Origin of the sequence: Paenibacillus sp. B-A-8 (genome assembly GCF_048572915.1) — a bacterium.
Classification (GTDB): domain Bacteria; phylum Bacillota; class Bacilli; order Paenibacillales; family Paenibacillaceae; genus Paenibacillus_AQ.
The window spans coordinates 3,888,099-3,905,416 of sequence record NZ_CP183882.1 but is presented as its reverse complement, the minus strand read 5'-3'; the positions used below and the strand labels follow the sequence as shown (position 1 = coordinate 3,905,416).

Annotated in this window: 13 protein-coding genes; all 13 read left to right on the top strand. The window is 44.9% G+C overall.

The window, feature by feature from the left end; all coding sequences use genetic code 11:
- Window positions 1-139: 139 nt before the first annotated feature.
- Window positions 140-2,887, top strand: coding sequence for a DNA mismatch repair protein MutS (gene mutS, locus ACN6MV_RS17470; RefSeq protein ID WP_419884501.1), 2,748 nt, complete (start codon window positions 140-142; stop codon window positions 2,885-2,887).
- A 32-nt stretch (window positions 2,888-2,919) separates the two neighbouring features.
- Window positions 2,920-4,908 carry a DNA mismatch repair endonuclease MutL gene (gene mutL / locus ACN6MV_RS17465; protein ID WP_419884500.1) on the top strand — a complete coding sequence of 663 codons (1,989 nt, stop codon included), beginning with the start codon at window positions 2,920-2,922 and terminating at the stop codon, window positions 4,906-4,908.
- A gap of 74 nt (window positions 4,909-4,982) precedes the next feature.
- Complete coding sequence (locus ACN6MV_RS17460) at window positions 4,983-5,762, top strand: class I SAM-dependent methyltransferase (RefSeq protein ID WP_419884499.1); 780 nt, start codon at window positions 4,983-4,985, stop codon at window positions 5,760-5,762.
- Window positions 5,752-6,732, top strand: coding sequence for a tRNA (adenosine(37)-N6)-dimethylallyltransferase MiaA (gene miaA, locus ACN6MV_RS17455; protein ID WP_375103105.1), 981 nt, complete (start codon window positions 5,752-5,754; stop codon window positions 6,730-6,732). The genes ACN6MV_RS17460 and miaA overlap by 11 nt, the downstream gene beginning before the upstream one ends.
- 19 nt (window positions 6,733-6,751) lie before the next feature.
- Complete coding sequence (hfq, locus tag ACN6MV_RS17450; protein ID WP_042128368.1) at window positions 6,752-6,991, top strand: RNA chaperone Hfq; 240 nt, start codon at window positions 6,752-6,754, stop codon at window positions 6,989-6,991.
- Window positions 6,992-7,130: 139 nt separating this feature from the next.
- Window positions 7,131-9,707 carry a PBP1A family penicillin-binding protein gene (locus ACN6MV_RS17445; RefSeq protein WP_419884498.1) on the top strand — a complete coding sequence of 859 codons (2,577 nt, stop codon included), beginning with the start codon at window positions 7,131-7,133 and terminating at the stop codon, window positions 9,705-9,707.
- 288 nt (window positions 9,708-9,995) lie between these two features.
- On the top strand, window positions 9,996-10,550 hold the full coding sequence (locus tag ACN6MV_RS17440; protein ID WP_042128364.1) for a DUF402 domain-containing protein: 555 nt from the start codon (window positions 9,996-9,998) through the stop codon (window positions 10,548-10,550).
- A gap of 4 nt (window positions 10,551-10,554) precedes the next feature.
- Window positions 10,555-11,211, top strand: a complete 657-nt coding sequence (locus tag ACN6MV_RS17435) for a YdcF family protein (protein ID WP_419884497.1) — start codon at window positions 10,555-10,557, stop codon at window positions 11,209-11,211.
- Window positions 11,212-11,304: 93 nt separating this feature from the next.
- Window positions 11,305-12,270, top strand: coding sequence for an AAA family ATPase (locus ACN6MV_RS17430; RefSeq protein ID WP_042128361.1), 966 nt, complete (start codon window positions 11,305-11,307; stop codon window positions 12,268-12,270).
- Window positions 12,271-12,310: 40 nt separating this feature from the next.
- Window positions 12,311-13,600 (top strand): GTPase HflX, encoded by a 1,290-nt coding sequence (hflX, locus tag ACN6MV_RS17425; RefSeq protein WP_341113283.1) that lies wholly within the window; start codon window positions 12,311-12,313, stop codon window positions 13,598-13,600.
- Between the two features lie 133 nt (window positions 13,601-13,733).
- The gene (locus ACN6MV_RS17420; protein ID WP_042128357.1) at window positions 13,734-14,987 is read left to right on the top strand and encodes an aminotransferase class I/II-fold pyridoxal phosphate-dependent enzyme; all 1,254 of its coding nucleotides are present in this window, start codon (window positions 13,734-13,736) and stop codon (window positions 14,985-14,987) included.
- An 83-nt stretch (window positions 14,988-15,070) separates the two neighbouring features.
- Window positions 15,071-15,481: a MerR family transcriptional regulator gene (locus ACN6MV_RS17415; RefSeq protein ID WP_042128355.1), complete on the top strand. Its 411-nt coding sequence runs from the start codon at window positions 15,071-15,073 to the stop codon at window positions 15,479-15,481.
- A gap of 33 nt (window positions 15,482-15,514) precedes the next feature.
- Window positions 15,515-16,843 (top strand): type I glutamate--ammonia ligase, encoded by a 1,329-nt coding sequence (gene glnA / locus ACN6MV_RS17410; RefSeq protein WP_042128352.1) that lies wholly within the window; start codon window positions 15,515-15,517, stop codon window positions 16,841-16,843.
- The last annotated feature ends 475 nt before the right edge of the window (window positions 16,844-17,318 follow it).

Sequence of the window (17,318 nt, the reverse complement as noted above, 5' to 3'; positions counted from 1 at the left end):
CCTTAGTAATTGTGTGAGATTTCTTAATTTTTTACCTGAGGATTGAATAGGATGAGCTTCCATGAGGTCGCAGGGTGACTTTGTACGCCGACTTTCTGTTATAATGGAGGACAGCAATAAATAGGCATGGAGGTTGACCATGGCACAATATACGCCGATGATTGAGCAATATTTGAAAGTAAAGGAAGGGGCAAAGGATGCCTTCCTATTTTTTAGACTGGGCGATTTTTATGAAATGTTCTTTGAAGATGCCATTTTGGCTTCCAAGGAGCTTGAAATTACGTTGACAGGTCGCGAAGGCGGGGGCGCAGAGAAGATCCCGATGTGTGGAGTACCTTATCACGCCGCCGAGGGTTATATTCAGCGTCTGATTGAAAAAGGATATAAAGTCGCCATTTGTGAGCAGTTAGAGGATGCTTCCGTCACTAAGGGAATGGTGAAGCGGGATATCGTACGTGTCGTGACACCGGGAACGGTTATGGATGGAAAAATCATTGCCGACAAAAGTAACAATTATCTCGTTTGTGTAACCGAAAGTGATGGGATGATGGCGTTAGCCGCTTGTGATTTAACAACAGGTGAATTGTATGTTACTTCAGTTTTATCTGGTGGAGAGTGGCTGCGCGATGAGATTGGTATTTATGAACCGGCCGAGATCATCGGAGACCCAGCTTTATTGGAACTTTTACGCAGTGAAACGCCTCTGTTAGCGAAGCCTGTGGTGTACACACCTTGGGAGAAACGCGAGGAGGAACTGGCACGCCGTCAATTTGGTGAAGCTGCATGGGTACGTTTGGAGAAAGAACGCGGACAATGTCTAGCGCTGCTGATCTCCTATCTAAACGAGACGCAACGACGTTCAATGGGACAGCTTAGTCAAATTTCCCCTTATGAACCAGGCAATTATATGATTCTTGATCCCTTCACGCGCCGAAATCTGGAACTTACTGAGACGGTCCGAGAACGATCTAAAAAAGGATCTCTCCTGTGGCTTCTAGACCGTACCGAAACATCCATGGGTGCGCGCTTGTTACGTCGTAGAATTGATAAGCCGCTATTGCAGCGAGCTCCGATCGAACGTCGCCTAGAAGCGGTTGATTATTTGTACAATCAGTTTATTGTTCGGGAGGACCTGCGTTTAGCGTTGAAGGAAATTTATGATTTAGAGCGGCTGGTAGGTCGAATTGCCTTTGGTAGTGCGAATGGTCGTGACATGAATGCTTTGAAGCTATCGCTGGCACAAATCCCTGCTTTGAAGGAAATATGTATGACTTCGGGGTCTGCAACCTTACGCGAGATTGGTGCGAGTATGGATGAATGCGCCGAGATCCGGGAGGATATCGACCGAGCAATTGTAGAGGATGCGCCGGTGTCCGTACGAGACGGAGGTATTATCCGCTCTGGTTATCATGCCCGGTTGGACGAGCTGCGGGAAGCTAGCAGTAATGGTAAACGTTGGATTGCTGAACTGGAAGCGAAGGAACGACAAGTTACTGGCATTAAATCACTGAAGATCGGCTATAACAAAATCTTTGGTTATTTTATAGAAATTACCAAATCCAATCTGGCCGCGTTGCCGGAAGGGCGTTATGAACGTAAGCAGACACTTGCAAATGCAGAGCGTTTTGTTACACCAGAGCTTAAGGAAAAAGAAGCACTGATTCTTGAAGCGCAAGATAAAATGACAGATTTGGAGTACAGCCTGTTTACTGAACTGCGTGATCGAATCAGCAGCCAAATACCACGATTGCAGAATCTTGCAGAAAAGGTAGCGGAAATTGATGTGTATCAATGTCTAGCAGCTGTGAGTGCAGAGCATCGCTTCGTGAAACCAGTCCTATCCGATGGGTACGATCTTCGACTTGAAGGCGGTCGCCATCCTGTCGTAGAGGCTGTGTTAAAAGACTCGGCGTTTATAGCAAACGGAAGTACGCTCAGTAAGGAAGAGGGAAATATTCTTTTGATCACTGGTCCTAATATGGCTGGAAAAAGTACCTATATGCGTCAGGTTGCACTTATTTGCATTATGGCTCAGATTGGCTGTTTCGTTCCGGCATCCAGTGCAGAAGTACCTCTTATTGATCGGATCTTCACACGTATTGGGGCAGCCGATGATTTGATCGGAGGTCAGAGTACATTTATGGTAGAAATGGCCGACATTCAGGTCATGACAGAGAAAGCAACCGCCCGGAGTTTGATCATAATAGATGAACTTGGTAGAGGAACTTCGACTAGTGAGGGTATGGCGATCGCACAGGCGGTGATTGAGTATGTGCACGATACCATTTCTTGCAAAGCATTAGTTTCAACTCATTTTCATGAGTTGGCTCACTTAGAAGAAAGTCTTAAAGGGCTTAAGAATTATTCTATGGCCGTTCAAGAGAGTGGCGATAAAGTAAACTTCCTGCGTAAGCTCGTTCCGGGAGCGGCAGACAGCAGTTATGGAATTTATTGTGCACGTCTTGCCGGGCTTCCTGAAGGCATTATTGATCGTGCTTACGGTCTGCTTCAGAGCATCGAGCAGGCAGCGCATCCGGGAGGCTCCTCAATACATTATGGCGGTGGACTAGAGAGTCATGCCGCTGTAAAAGAGATCGCAACAACATCATCTATCCAACATTCCGATAGCCTTATCGCTGAAACGTCAGGAATTCCTGCGGATTCTTTCGTAGGAAATGAAGTTGTTCAATTGTCTATCTTTGGTGAGGAAGAACCGCGTAAGAATCGCAAAGGTGGAAATCAGGCGGCAGTAGGATCTGAAGTACAAGAGAACCCTGCAATAAAAGAATTTATCACTTCTGTACGTAACGCAGATCTTATGAATATGACTCCGCTGCAGGCTATGAGCCTGCTGAATGATCTGAAGATGAAAGCGAAGGATCTTTAATAATTGATTGCCTAAATAAGAGGTGAATGAAATTGGCCAAAATTCATATATTGGACGAGCATATTGCCAACCAGATTGCTGCGGGGGAAGTTGTAGAGCGGCCAGCTTCTGTCGTGAAGGAGTTGGTTGAGAATGCTATTGACGCCGGAAGTACAAGAATTGAGGTTTCGGTTGAGGAAGGCGGCTTACAGAGCATTCGAGTAAAAGATAACGGCTCAGGGATCGAGCCTGAGGATTGCGAGACCGCTTTTTATCGCCATGCTACAAGTAAAATCGCTAATGGGCGAGATTTATTCCAGATTACTAGCTTAGGGTTCCGTGGGGAGGCACTTCCCAGTATTGCGGCGGTATCCAAAGTCTCTCTTCTCACGGCTACTGCCGATGACGGCAAAGGACGCTTGATCGATATTGAGGGTGGTAATTTAATTCGGAATGAAGATTCCCCTTCGGGTCGTGGGAGCGATCTAGCGGTGCGTGAATTATTTTTTAATACGCCGGCAAGGCTGAAATATATGAAGAGTATCCAGACGGAGCTTGGTCATATATCGGATGCCATGTATCGAATGGCGCTAGCGCATCCGGGGATTTCTTTTACCTTGCATCATAATGGCAATCAGCTGCTGCACACGCTTGGTAACGGTGATCTGCTGCAAGTGATCGCAGCAGTATACGGGACTTCCGCAGCCAAGGCTATGCTGCCGATTACGGCAGAGGACTTGGATTATCGTATTTCCGGTTATATAAGCCGTCCGGAATGGACACGATCAAATCGGAATGCAGTGACTACCATTGTTGGAGGACGCTATATTCGCAGCAATGGTCTGAACGCGGCGATCATGCGTGCTTATCATACTTTGCTTCCGATAAACCGTTATCCGCTGCTGGTGCTTGAACTGGACATGCATCCTTCACTTGTGGATGTCAATGTTCATCCGGCTAAGCTAGAGGTTCGATTTAGTAAAGAGAACGAGCTTTACTCATTTGTTGAACAAGAAATCCGTAAAGTATTGCTGGGACAAAGTTTAATACCCCGTCCTGGTAAAGAAACCATCGGACCAAAGGGCAGTAGTTCCTTTATACAGGAACAGTTTGCTTTTTCCAAAGGAACAGTTCCGCCACCGCCATCGGTTGACGGAGGCAAGGATTCAGTTCCTCAGGGAGCTGGTAGTTCCTTCAGTAGACAACAAACATCAAACGTTGAGCTTAACGCCCGTGAGTTCAGGCAGGAGGGGCTGACTGATCATCCAATGACTCGTGAAGCGGCTCCATCTTATGGGTCGGGTTATCAGCCTTCCTCTTCACAAGGACGTCAAAATAATGTGAGCAATAACTATACGAATAGTTATCAACCGCAACAAACTGCTTCATCACAGAAGCAACTGCCTTCTGTTGAAAAGCTGTGGGCTCCGCCGCAGCAGCAGGAAGAACCAGGACTCCCTGCCTTCCCGGAATTAAATTATATCGGGCAGCATCATGGAACTTATATTATCGCTCAGAATGACGGTGGGCTGTATCTCATTGATCAACATGCGGCTCACGAACGAATAAATTACGAATTTTTTTATGAGAAGTTCGGACGACCTGAAGATGCTTCTCAGGATTTACTTTTGCCGATTACACTTGAGTTTACCCCTTCGGAAAGCCGTCAACTTAGTGAACGTCTGCATTGGTTTCAGCAGGCTGGAGTGTACCTTGAGCATTTTGGGGGACAGACATTTTTAATTCGATCCTTACCCTATTGGTTTCCTGAAGGCGAGGAAAAAGCGATCGTTGAAGAAATGGCGGAGTGGGTCTTAAGTGAACGCTTGATTGACCTTGCGAAGCTGCGTGAGAAATCATCAATACTCTGTTCATGTAAAGCTTCTATCAAGGCTAACCAGAAACTAACAGAACAGGAAGTCGAGGCATTGTTGTCTCGTCTGGCAGCTTGTAAGCAGCCGTATACCTGCCCGCATGGGCGGCCGATTGTAATTTCTTTTTCATCCTATGATTTAGAGAAATTGTTTAAACGGGTGATGTGATTGTAAGTCTCCTTTTAGAATGTTTTTAAGATGAACTTATATAGAAATTTGTTGTAAGTATGACTGGAGGCAACATGATTATAACTACGGGTTATAGCCCGATAATGGAAATTGTAGAGCGAGCTCAGAATCTCGCAGAGAGAACGGGCTGTAATTACGCTCCACGGGAGAAATTCTCCATACCCAAGCTGGTGGAAAAGTACGGAGATGAGGATATTCTAATTCTTTCTCAAGAAGCTGTTCGTTTACACCGATTAGGGATGGAGCCGATGGAGTTTCACCCGAGCATGGGGTTCGTTCGCGCGAAACGGATTCTGAAGGGTGATATTGAACCGATGATTGTCGCCGCTCGAATGCTTCCCGGAGATAGTGTATTAGACTGCACAGCCGGCCTAGGCGCTGATTCCTTGCTGTTTGCTGTACATGGTGGTGAGTCCTCTGTAGTTACCGCTCTGGAGAGCTCATTGCCGCTGTACGCACTGCTCTATGAAGGAATGCGTCACTATACCTCTGGGCAAGTATTGGTGAATGAGGCGTTACGTAGAATTAAAGTCGTGCATAGTGAGCATTTGGACTACTTACGAGCTCAACCGGATCGAAGTATTGATATAGTTTACTTCGATCCGATGTTCCGTGTGCCGCTTACGGGTTCTGCTTCAATTTCTCCGCTGCGGCAGTTTGCTAATCAAGCTGCTTTATCTCTGGAGAGTGTAGCTGAGGCAGTGAGAGTCGCTCGTAAAACGGTTCTTTTGAAAGAGAAAGCTTTAAGCGGCGAATTCGAACGTCTTGGTTTTACAGAGCTGCTTCGGAGCAACTCTAAAACATCGTACGGGGTGATACACATTGACAACTAAAGAGAGACATAAGGTTCTGGTCTTATTAGGACCAACAGCCGTAGGTAAAACCAGGTTAAGTCTGGAGCTTGCGGCCGCCTATAATGCAGAGATCATTTCTGGCGATTCGATGCAGGTTTATCGTGGTATGGATATTGGTACAGCTAAGATCACTCCAGCTGAAATGATGGGAATTCCCCACCACCTAATCGATATTCATGATCCACAGGACCCATATTCTGCAGCTGAATTTCAGGAGCAGGGCAGCAGACTGATCGAGGAGATAAGCAGCCGTGGGAAACTTCCATTTATTGTAGGGGGGACGGGTCTATATATTGAATCCTTGTGTTACGGATTTCAATTCTCTGAAGCTGTAGCTGATGAAGCGTTTCGAAAAGAACAAGATCAATTCGCAGAAGTGCATGGAGCGCTTGCACTGCATGCCAAACTTGAAGCGGTTGATCCAGTCAGTGCGGCGAAATTGCATCCAAATGACCGTCGAAGAATTATCCGGGCACTGGAAATTCATCACCAGACAAACACCACTCTGTCCGCTTCACATGCCGCTCAAAAGAAGGAGTCACCCTATGACTTATGCCTTATCGGTTTGACAATGGACCGGAAAATACTATATAAACGTATTGAGGACCGAATTGATAGCATGCTTGCGGATGGTCTTGTTGCTGAGGTAAAAGGACTGCTGGATAACGGTTACAGCAGAAGCCTTGTGTCCATGCAGGGGTTGGGCTACAAGGAAATTGCCGCTTACCTCGCAGGAGAACTGACGCTAGAGGAAGCTGTGGTGCTGCTTAAACGCGATACTCGCCGATTCGCCAAAAGACAGTTGTCATGGTTTCGCCACATGAAGGAAATCGAGTGGATCGATGTCGAAGGTGAGCAAAACTTTTCTGAGAATTTCTCAAAAATACGTGCTATAATAGCAGGAAAGTTTCTCTCAGGTCTTGAATATACTTCTGAACAATATAATTGAACCATTGGGGGTACGTCATATGAACAAGTCCATTAACATCCAAGATACATTCTTGAACCAACTACGCAAAGAAAATATCCCTGCTACTGTATATCTGACCAACGGTTTTCAAATCCGGGGAATTATTAAAGCTTTCGACAATTTTACAATCGTTATTGATAGTGATGGGCGCCAGCAAATGGTGTATAAGCATGCGATATCCACATTTACACCACAACGCAGTGTGTCACTCATGCAGGACAATAGTAACGAAGAATAACATTTATCAAATTTGAAGTGAAACCTTTCTTGTTTATAAATCGTTTGAATAGAGAGTGCGAGAGCAACCTGAGAAGGTTGTTCTTTTCATTCAGAGCAGTCCATACATGATTTATCAAGGAAGGGAGTCAGGAGGCATCATGTCTAGAGATGATTCATCAAGGACGAATAACAATAGAAATAGAGGATCGTCCAGTTCCAATTCTAATTCAAAATCAAAACCGAAAAGTAAAAAGAAAAAGAAATTTTTAACGAAGAAGCGTGTGCTGTGGAGCTTGTTCTTTGCTACAGCGTTGGCCATTTTCTGTGCACTGGGCGGTTATCTGTTCATTATGCTGAATGGTCAAAAACTTCTTCTTGAGAACCAAGATAAGCTAACCGTTAATGAAACTACAAAAGTATATGACCGCAATGCTAATTTAATCGGTGAATTATCGCTTGAGAAAAGTGATCCTGTAGAGTATGAGAAGATTCCTCCGTTATTGATCAATGCCTTTGTGGCTACAGAAGATAAACGCTTCTTTGAGCATTCTGGTGTGGATTTATGGTCTATCGGCCGAGCAGCAGTAAAAGATATTGCTGCACGCAGCATGGTAGAAGGTGGTAGTACCATTACTCAGCAGCTGGCCAAAAACATCTTTTTGACACGGGATAAGACATTTTTCCGTAAAGCGACTGAGGTATCCATTGCTGTAGCGTTGGAGAACCAGAAATCTAAAGAAGAGATCATTACCATGTACCTGAACCGAATAAACTTTGGGGGTACGATCTACGGAATTAAAGCGGCATCGGAAAGATATTTTGGCAAGAGCGATCTGAATGAGCTTAAGGTTTGGGAAATTGCGACATTGGCTGCGATGCCTAAGGGACCGTCTCGTTACAATCCATTGCGCAACCCAGAACTTTCAAAGGAAAGACGAGCAGTAGTGCTTCAGCTCATGTATGAACAAGGATATATTACGGAGCAAGAAAGAGACGAAGCGCAAGCCGTGGATTATAATTATAAGCCGCCTGAAAAGAAACAGCGTTACCAAGCTTTTATTGATTTCGCAGTGGAAGAAGCGGAAGAGAAGTTTGGCTTGTCTGAGGATGATCTGAATATTGGTGGTTACAAGATCTACACCACGATGGATAAGCACGCTCAAGAAACCGTAGAGGATGCTTTTGCAGACAGTGATAACTTCGAGAAGAGTGTAGACGACGAGCTGGTGCAAGGTTCTATGACCATCGTCAATCAGGAGAATGGTGGCATCGTCGCACTTCTAGGTGGACGGAATTATGAGAAAAAAGGTTACAGCCGTGTAACGGGCAGCCGACGTTCTCCAGGTTCAGCTTTTAAACCAATCGTTTCTTATGCTCCAGCACTGGAAACTGGAAAATACAACATGAATTCTACGCTTAGCAACGAGAAGCAGTGTTTCGCGAACTATTGCCCAACTAACCTTCACGGGTATTCTAAGAGTATCAGCATGAGTGATGCTATACAGAAATCAGAGAATATTCCTTCGGTCTGGTTGCTTAATGAAATTGGAGTGAATACCGGATTTAAATTCGCCAAGAAATTAGGGATTGGACTGGAAGATGAGGACAAGAACCTCTCACTGGCTCTCGGAGGTATGAGCAAAGGAACGAATACACTGGAAATGGCACAAGCCTACAGTGCTTTTGCAAATGGCGGTGAACTACGAGAATCCTATTCGATTAAATCGATCACTGATAGCAGCGGAGAGACTGTCTTCAAAGCCAATACAACTCCTGAACGTGTAATGAGTAAGGAGACGGCTTATCAAATGACCGAGATGATGCAAAAGGTTGTTGAGAGTGGTACAGGTAGAAAAGCAAGGATTGACCGTCCTGTTGCTGGTAAGACCGGTACAACTCAAAGTGGATATTCTGGAATCAGCTCGAACCGTGACGTATGGTTCGTAGGATACACACCAGAATGGACAGCAGCTGTGTGGATGGGTTATGACAAGCCAAGTAAGAAGCATCTGCTTAAGAATAGCAGTGGGCTTGCCGCAGCATTCTGGGGCAAGGTGATGGAGGAAGCGTTAAGGGATGTTCCTAAGAAGTCTTTCCCACAGCTAGATAATGAAATTGCTCCTGAGCCTACTGAAACACCAGAACCCGCTCAGAATGTTAGTGGTCTTACAGCAGCCTATGATCCATCTACGATGACAGTAAACCTGGGCTGGAAGGCAGTTCCTGTTGCAGGTGTGGAATATCGTATATATCGTAGAGAGACCTCTGAGGCAGATTTTGGCTTATTGTTAAATACGGTCACGACTAGTGCAGGAGATTTTAGTGCAATGCCTGGGCTGGTTTACGAGTACTATGTTACTTCTTATGATCCTGCAACCCAATTGGAAAGTGAACCATCAAATGTGGTTACTGTCTCTGTGCAGGATGAGATGCCAACACCTGAGCCGACTATTGATCCTAATCTTCCGACACCAACACCTGAAGATGGTGGGGACAATGGCTGGGATAATGGTAATGGTGGAAATAATGGTGGTGACAACAATGGAGGCGGGAATAATGGTGGAACAGGTACCTTGCCTGAAATCACTACGCCTCCACCGTCAGCAACACCGATACCTACTGCGCCACCGGATGTACCTTCTGGAGGCGGAACCTCAGGGAATGACAGCGGTAATTCAACGACGAGCCCTGATCAAGAGGTTGGCCATTTGAATGGAGATTCTTCTGTTCAATAAACACCTTAGAATTTATGAAGTTAAGCTATTCTTTACCCGAAGCTGTCTCAAAAGTAGTGAATGCTACTAATGAGACAGCTTCTTTTATTTGAGCAGGATTAATATGTTCCTTGAAGAGGATGGTTCTCGAAATGACTGTTGTTCAACCATTTCAGCTACATTACCAATTACAACTCCTTAATTTGCGAATTCTATTGTGATAATAATTGGTTGTATTTTACGGGATGTTTTGAGTGTATCCGCTAAATGTGTTAAGCTGAAGAAACCATACTGGAGAGGGTAATTTCTATGAAACGTAAATTCGGAGACCGGGCCAACTGGCGCCGGATTACGCGTCGCCATTTTGCCTGCCGCTATGTGGAGAGCCGGGAATTCAGCGGATATATTACGCTTTATACCATCTACGGGCTTAAAGAACCACTGTGGAAGAGCTATGGACGGCATACATATCGTATTGCGGATAAAGGTTATTCCTGGCTGCAATATTTCCCCAAAGACAGTCACTATATTGTGACGGCTATGTTCGACGAACGGCAAAATATCATTCAATGGTACATAGACACCTGCAAGGTGCAGGGCGTCACAGACCAAGGCGTTCCATGGTTTGATGATTTGTATCTGGATGTGGTTGTGCTTTGGAACGGCGAGGTTTTCTTGCTTGATGAGGATGAATTAGAGGAAGCGCTGGAGAGGGAAGATATTTCCGAGAGTGATTATAAACTCGCCTGGGAGACAGCCAATACTATTTTACGCGGCATCGATGCTCATGCTTTCCCTTATTTCTCACTATCTTTGAAGCATCGTGCCGAATTATTTCATCATGGAGAATTCAGGAGGAAATAAAGAAATGGAATGGTACGTCTACGGAAGAGGGTCTTCCCCGATTCGGATTGTTTCCAAAAAACGCAGATTCTGGTCGAAACGAACGTTGCTTATCGCTTTATCGATTATTGTGATTGCTGGATTGTTGTGGTGTGCTTATGCGTTAAACAATATTAATAAAGCTGCCACGACAGATCCTATGCAAAAGGCGGAAGTTGGGATCATTCTTGGCATGTCGATGTGGGGGGATGAGCCAAGCCCTGGACTCAAGGAAAGACTGGATTACGGACTGAAGCTTTATGAAGAAGGGATGTTCCCGCATCTTATTGTTTCTGGTGGTTTAGATAAACCTGATTTACAATATACCGAAGCTCAAGGAATGCGTAATTATTTGGTTGCTAAAGGCGTGCCGGATAGCGCCATTTTTGTAGAGAATGAAGCTACCAGCACTTACGAGAATCTTTTGTATAGTAAAGAGATTATGGCGCGTGAGAGCTTGTCTTCAGCGATAATCATTACGCATACCTATCATGGGTGGCGGGCTCATGAAATTGCTGACGAGCTTGGATATGTGAAACCTGAGCTGGGACTTACAGAATCCACCGTACTTTCGATGACAAGACATAAAACACGTGAGATTCTAGCCTATACGAAATGGAAGCTTCAGCAGCTATTCCTGTGATTTGTCCAAAAAATCCCGAATCTTCTAATAACACTTCATTTGATGGAATAGACTTGATAAGAGAAGTCAGCCCTGGATAATGAGGTGATACCGATGAGCGGACGCGTAGCAGCGGCCAGTGGACGGGAGGAAGAAAGACCGTCTCGACAAATCAACATTGTATTGCGGAGTCAAGAGCCTCCGGCTATAACTCACCCTACTGGAGAGAGTCGGCCACTGCCTCCAAAAAATCACGGCCACACTAGCTTATTCCAAGAGTTAACACAAGAATTGGAAGGTTTAGTGGGTCTGGACAATATCAAAGAGCTAGTCTTTGAAATCTACGCTTTATTACAGATTGCACAAATGCGTGCTGAGGCAGGACTTGCAAGCGGTGGGCAAGCATATCACATGGTTTTTAAAGGGAATCCCGGAACGGGTAAAACAACAGTAGCTAGAATCGTAGCCAAGCTGTTCCAACGTATGGGTGTGCTGACCAAAGGACATCTCATTGAGGTGGAGAGAGCTGACCTTGTCGGCGAATACATTGGTCATACTGCACAGAAGACTCGTGATCTGGTGAAAAAGGCTTTGGGCGGCATTTTGTTTATTGATGAGGCTTATAGCCTTGCTCGTGGCGGGGAAAAGGATTTTGGAAAAGAAGCGATTGATACGTTGGTCAAGGCCATGGAGGATCATCGCAGTCAATTTATACTTATCTTAGCGGGGTACTCTGGGGAGATGGAGTATTTTTTGATGAGTAATCCTGGATTGCCTTCACGGTTTCCAATACAGGTAGAATTTCCTGATTATACGATCGACCAACTGTTGCAGATTGCTGAACTAATGGCAAAGGATCGCGACTATATTTTGATGCCACAGGCGATACTCAAGTTAAAGCAGCATTTGTTAGTAGAGAAGACGGAGAGTCTTCATGCTTTCAGTAATGCGCGGTATGTTCGCAACGCCATTGAAAAAGCTGTTCGGGGTCAGGCTGTAAGACTGCTTAACCAGTATGAAAGTACCAGCCCAGGCAAGCAGGAATTAATGACGCTTCGAACTGAAGATTTTAAATTATGATTTACAGGAAACTATCACCGTCATAAGGAGCATGACATACATGGCAATAACTACGCATGATACGGAAACAGATGTACAAGATCGAGCGATATTGGTAAGTCTCGTCACAGATAAAATTAAAAGAACAGGAATTGATCCAGAGCTTTCTCTGCAGGAATTAGTGCAATTGGCTGAAACGGCAGGTGTTGAAGTACTGGATGTGCTGCGTCAAAACAAGGAAACGCCTGATTCTAGATGGTTTATTGGTAAAGGTAAAGTAGAAGAGCTACGGATGGCTGCTGATGCTCTCGGAGCAAATACAGCTATCTTTGATCAAGAATTGTCCGGAGCCCAAGTACGGAACCTTGAGGAGGCTCTGGATCTTAAGATTATTGACCGGACGCAGCTTATTCTGGATATTTTTGCGGGGCGTGCGAAGACGCGAGAAGGGATTATTCAGGTTGAGCTGGCACAATTGTCCTATCTGTTACCCCGGCTTTCTGGCCAAGGCAAGAACTTATCTAGACTAGGTGGCGGGATTGGGACCAGAGGTCCGGGTGAAAGTAAGCTGGAAACCGATCGCCGGCATATTCGTGATCGGATTACGGAGCTGAAGCGTCAGCTTGATGAGGTAGTTAAGACTCGGGAGCTACATCGGGAGCGTCGCCGCAAGGCGGGAGCGGTGCAAGTCGCACTTGTTGGGTATACGAATGCAGGGAAATCAACGCTGCTTAAGCAACTTACCGATGCGGATGTCTATATTGAAAACCAGTTGTTTGCCACACTGGACCCTACTTCACGTGTTCTTGAACTAGCAGGTGGTAAAGAGGTTGTGCTCACGGATACTGTAGGCTTCATTCAGAATCTTCCGCATGATCTAGTCGCTTCTTTCCGTGCAACGCTGGAGGAAGTCAATGAGGCCAATTTGGTGCTGCATGTGGTGGATGCCTCTTCACCAATGCGTGAGGAGCAGATGGAGGTTGTTCAAACCATTTTGCAGGACTTAGGTGCAGCTAGTACTCCTCAAATCGTACTTTTTAATAAAATCGATCTGTGTCAGCCTGAACAACTGGAAATGTTGCCAACAGGTACAGGGTACTTGAAGATCAGTGCATTTAATCCTGAAGATTTAACTCGGATTACCGAAATGATCGCCGATGAACTGGCTGGCGACACACTCAACTTCCGTATTCCCGGAGACCGAGGTGACATTTCTTCCTTGCTCTATAGGGTGGGTGAAGTTCTGGAAACGACTTATGACGAGAACGATGTGCTCTATAACGTTCGTCTCAACAAAGAGGATTATGACAAATGGGGTTATATGCTTGCTGATTTTGTGGACCAGCAGTAATCTTGTCAGTTATTCCTAAAGTGGAAATGCTGCGTATATAGGTATAAAATAATAGCTAATCTAGAAAGCGTCAGTTAACTGCCGCTTTCTGTCATTATGATGGCAAGTAAATGTAAGGAGCGAATAAGAACGAATGGTAGTTTTTGCAGAGGATATTTTGAGCGCGGCAGAGGCCGCAGAAGTTGAAATAGAAGGCGCTGTCAAAGCCCTTGATCGTATTGTAGATAAGAATCAGTGGAAGGTTATAGAAGCGTTCCAGCGTCATCAAGTCAGTGATTTTCACTTTGCCGGTTCAACGGGGTATGCGTATAATGACCGTGGCCGTGAAGTGTTGGATCTTGTCTATGCTGACGTTTTTGGTGCGGAATCTGCTTTGGTACGCCCACATTTCGCTTCAGGAACACATACGATATCAACAGCTCTATTTGGTGTGTTACGCCCAGGAGATGAGCTGCTGTATATCACAGGACGTCCGTATGATACCCTACATAAGGTAATTGGACATGCCGGCGATGGGACAGGCTCTCTCGCTGATTTTGGGATCACTTATCGAGAGGTTGCTCTGACGGCAGAAGGAAAGATTGATTGGGATGAGGTAGCTCTCTCTATTAACGAAAATACTAAAGTGATTGGAATCCAAAGGTCACGAGGGTATGATTGGCGTGCTTCTTTCACAGTAGCTGAAATTGGTGAGATGACTTCGAAGATAAAGTTGATGAAACCGGAAGTTATTGTATTTGTAGACAATTGCTATGGTGAGTTTACCGAAGAGCTTGAGCCACCACAGGTTGGTGTAGATCTGGTAGCAGGTTCGTTAATTAAGAACCCAGGTGGCGGTATTGCTGAGACCGGCGGTTATATCTGTGGTCGACAGGATCTTGTGGAATTGGCGGCTTATCGACTAACCGCTCCTGGTATCGGTGGTGAGGTAGGGGCTATGTTAGGAACAACTCGTGGCCTTTACCAAGGATTGTTTATGGCTCCGCACACTGTAGGGCAAGCACTAAAAGGGAGCATTTTTGCTGCATCAGTATTTCAGCGCTGCGGGTTTGAGACGAAGCCAGCGTGGAATGAGCCTCGGACAGATTTAATTCAGGCGGTTTCCTTTGATGGTCCAGAACACTTAATTGCCTTTGTTCAGGGCATTCAGCGCGCTGCGGCTGTAGACAGCCATGTGGTACCAGAGCCTTGGGATATGCCAGGTTATGAACATCCTGTTATTATGGCGGCAGGTACGTTTATTCAGGGTGGAAGCTTGGAGTTATCTGCAGATGCACCTATACGTGCTCCTTTTATTGGGTACATGCAAGGTGGATTAACTTATTCACATGTGAAATATGGCGTTTTGATGGCGCTCCAAAGTATGCGTGATAGAAAATTGCTGTAAGAATATCTCACACACCATTGACACGCTGTATTAGGAAATGTACAATGAGATCAGAAAAAGATCATTGGAAGGTTGGATGAGTCATGGGTGATGAAATCCGCAGAAATATGGCACTATTTCCTATTGGAATTGTAATGAAGCTGACTGATCTGTCTGCAAGACAAATTCGTTATTATGAGCAGCACAGTCTGATCGTACCAGCACGCACGTCGGGGAATCAGCGGTTGTTCTCTTTTAATGATGTTGAGCGCCTATTAGAAATTAAAGCTCTGATAGAGAAGGGTGTTAATATTGCTGGCATTAAGCAAGTGATGAATCCTGTCTCTAAGGAATCCGAGGAAGCAACTGTTATTACTCCTGATACAGAGGTTAGACGTAGAGAGCTATCCGATTCCCAGTTACACCGAATGCTGAAGCAAGAACTAGTTTCCGGTAAAAGACCGGGACAAGTGTCTTTGATTCAAGGTGAGTTATCCCGGTTTTTTAATAAATAATAATATATAGAAGTTTGAAAGGGAGAGGATCACATGAGCTTTTCTAAAGAGGATATTTTACGCATTGCCAAGGAAGAGAATGTTCGTTTTATTCGTCTGCAATTTACGGATCTATTAGGTACTATCAAGAATGTTGAAATTCCAGTTAGCCAATTGGAAAAAGCACTTGATAACAAGATGATGTTTGATGGTTCTTCCATCGAAGGTTACGTACGGATTGAAGAATCCGATATGTATCTCTTCCCTGACCTTGATACATGGGTTATCTTCCCTTGGGTGACAGATAGTCGTGTAGCACGTCTGATTTGTGATGTTTACATGCCGGATGGAACACCTTTTGCTGGAGACCCACGTGGTATCCTCAAGCGTTGTCTGAAGGAAGCAGAAGAAATGGGTTTCACAGCTATGAACGTTGGACCTGAACCTGAATTCTTCCTGTTCAAGACAGACGAAAGAGGCAATCCAACTACGGAATTGAATGACCAAGGTGGTTATTTCGACTTAGCGCCAACAGATCTAGGAGAAAACTGTCGTCGTGAAATCGTATTGACCCTTGAAGAAATGGGCTTTGAAATCGAAGCTTCTCACCATGAAGTAGCATCCGGTCAGCATGAGATTGACTTTAAATATGCTGATGCGATTACTGCTGCTGACCAAATTCAAACCTTCAAGCTGGTTGTGAAGACGGTAGCCCGTCAACACGGCTTGCATGCAACCTTTATGCCTAAACCATTGTTCGGTATCAACGGATCTGGTATGCACGCTCACCAATCCTTGTTCAAAGGCAAAGAAAACATGTTCTACGATGAAAGCGACAAGTTGGGTCTGAGCAAAACTGCTCGTTACTACATGGCAGGTATTTTAAAGCACGCTCGTGCTTTTGCAGCGATTACTAACCCAACAGTGAACTCATACAAACGTCTTGTTCCTGGTTATGAAGCTCCTTGCTACGTAGCTTGGTCTGCAAGTAACCGTAGCCCGATGATTCGTATCCCGGCTTCTAGAGGCCTTAGCACACGTGTTGAAGTTCGTAACCCGGACCCAGCAGCTAACCCATACCTCGCACTTGCTGTTATGTTGAAAGCAGGTCTTGACGGAATTAAACGTAAGCTTGATCTTCCAGCTCCAATTGACCGTAACATCTATGTGATGTCTGAAGAAGAGCGTATTGAAGAAGGTATTCCAAGCTTGCCATCCGATTTGAAAGAAGCACTTAGCGAAATGATCCGCAGTCATGTTATTACCGAAGCTCTCGGTGAACATGCTCTGGCTCACTTCTACGAGCTGAAAGAAATCGAATGGGATATCTATCGTACACAAGTTCACGAGTGGGAAAGAGCGCAATACATGACTCTTTACTAGGACTGTTAAACCCTTAACGCTAATGGCGTTGAGGGTTTTTTTTATGTGGCAAGGTTAGGAGGTTTTGTGGAGGATTATGTGAGTCCATAAAGTGACCATACTCTAACTTGTCAGGAAATACTTTGAATTAGAGCATACATAAAATGACCCGCCAAGCTATTGCTTGACGGGTCTGTTTTTCTTATACGATAATCTTTGAAAACACCGGACTCCGCAGCATACCTGAATTAGCCCAGTTTCTCATTCTCACTTTTGCTCCATAGCACAAGACAAGGATATTGGACGATTCTACCATCATCAATTCGAAAAAGTGTTAAGAATTAAAATAATGGAACCATAATGCATAATTAATCGTATCCAGTAATAGTAAGGGGATGGATATAAAAGTAAAGTTAGGAAATGACTGTGTTAAGTGAGTGCAATGAATTAATTATTAAGAAATCATCATAAAGAACATACATAGAAGAGTATCAAA

Coding starts and splice junctions, on each gene's coding strand:
- mutS (WP_419884501.1), top strand. CDS start 140: ATGGCACAATATACGCCGATGATTGAGCAATATTTGAAAGTAAAGGAA.
- ACN6MV_RS17460 (WP_419884499.1), top strand. CDS start 4,983: ATGATTATAACTACGGGTTATAGCCCGATAATGGAAATTGTAGAGCGA.
- hfq (WP_042128368.1), top strand. CDS start 6,752: ATGAACAAGTCCATTAACATCCAAGATACATTCTTGAACCAACTACGC.
- ACN6MV_RS17445 (WP_419884498.1), top strand. CDS start 7,131: ATGTCTAGAGATGATTCATCAAGGACGAATAACAATAGAAATAGAGGA.
- ACN6MV_RS17440 (WP_042128364.1), top strand. CDS start 9,996: ATGAAACGTAAATTCGGAGACCGGGCCAACTGGCGCCGGATTACGCGT.
- ACN6MV_RS17435 (WP_419884497.1), top strand. CDS start 10,555: ATGGAATGGTACGTCTACGGAAGAGGGTCTTCCCCGATTCGGATTGTT.
- ACN6MV_RS17430 (WP_042128361.1), top strand. CDS start 11,305: ATGAGCGGACGCGTAGCAGCGGCCAGTGGACGGGAGGAAGAAAGACCG.
- hflX (WP_341113283.1), top strand. CDS start 12,311: ATGGCAATAACTACGCATGATACGGAAACAGATGTACAAGATCGAGCG.
- ACN6MV_RS17420 (WP_042128357.1), top strand. CDS start 13,734: ATGGTAGTTTTTGCAGAGGATATTTTGAGCGCGGCAGAGGCCGCAGAA.
- ACN6MV_RS17415 (WP_042128355.1), top strand. CDS start 15,071: ATGGGTGATGAAATCCGCAGAAATATGGCACTATTTCCTATTGGAATT.
- glnA (WP_042128352.1), top strand. CDS start 15,515: ATGAGCTTTTCTAAAGAGGATATTTTACGCATTGCCAAGGAAGAGAAT.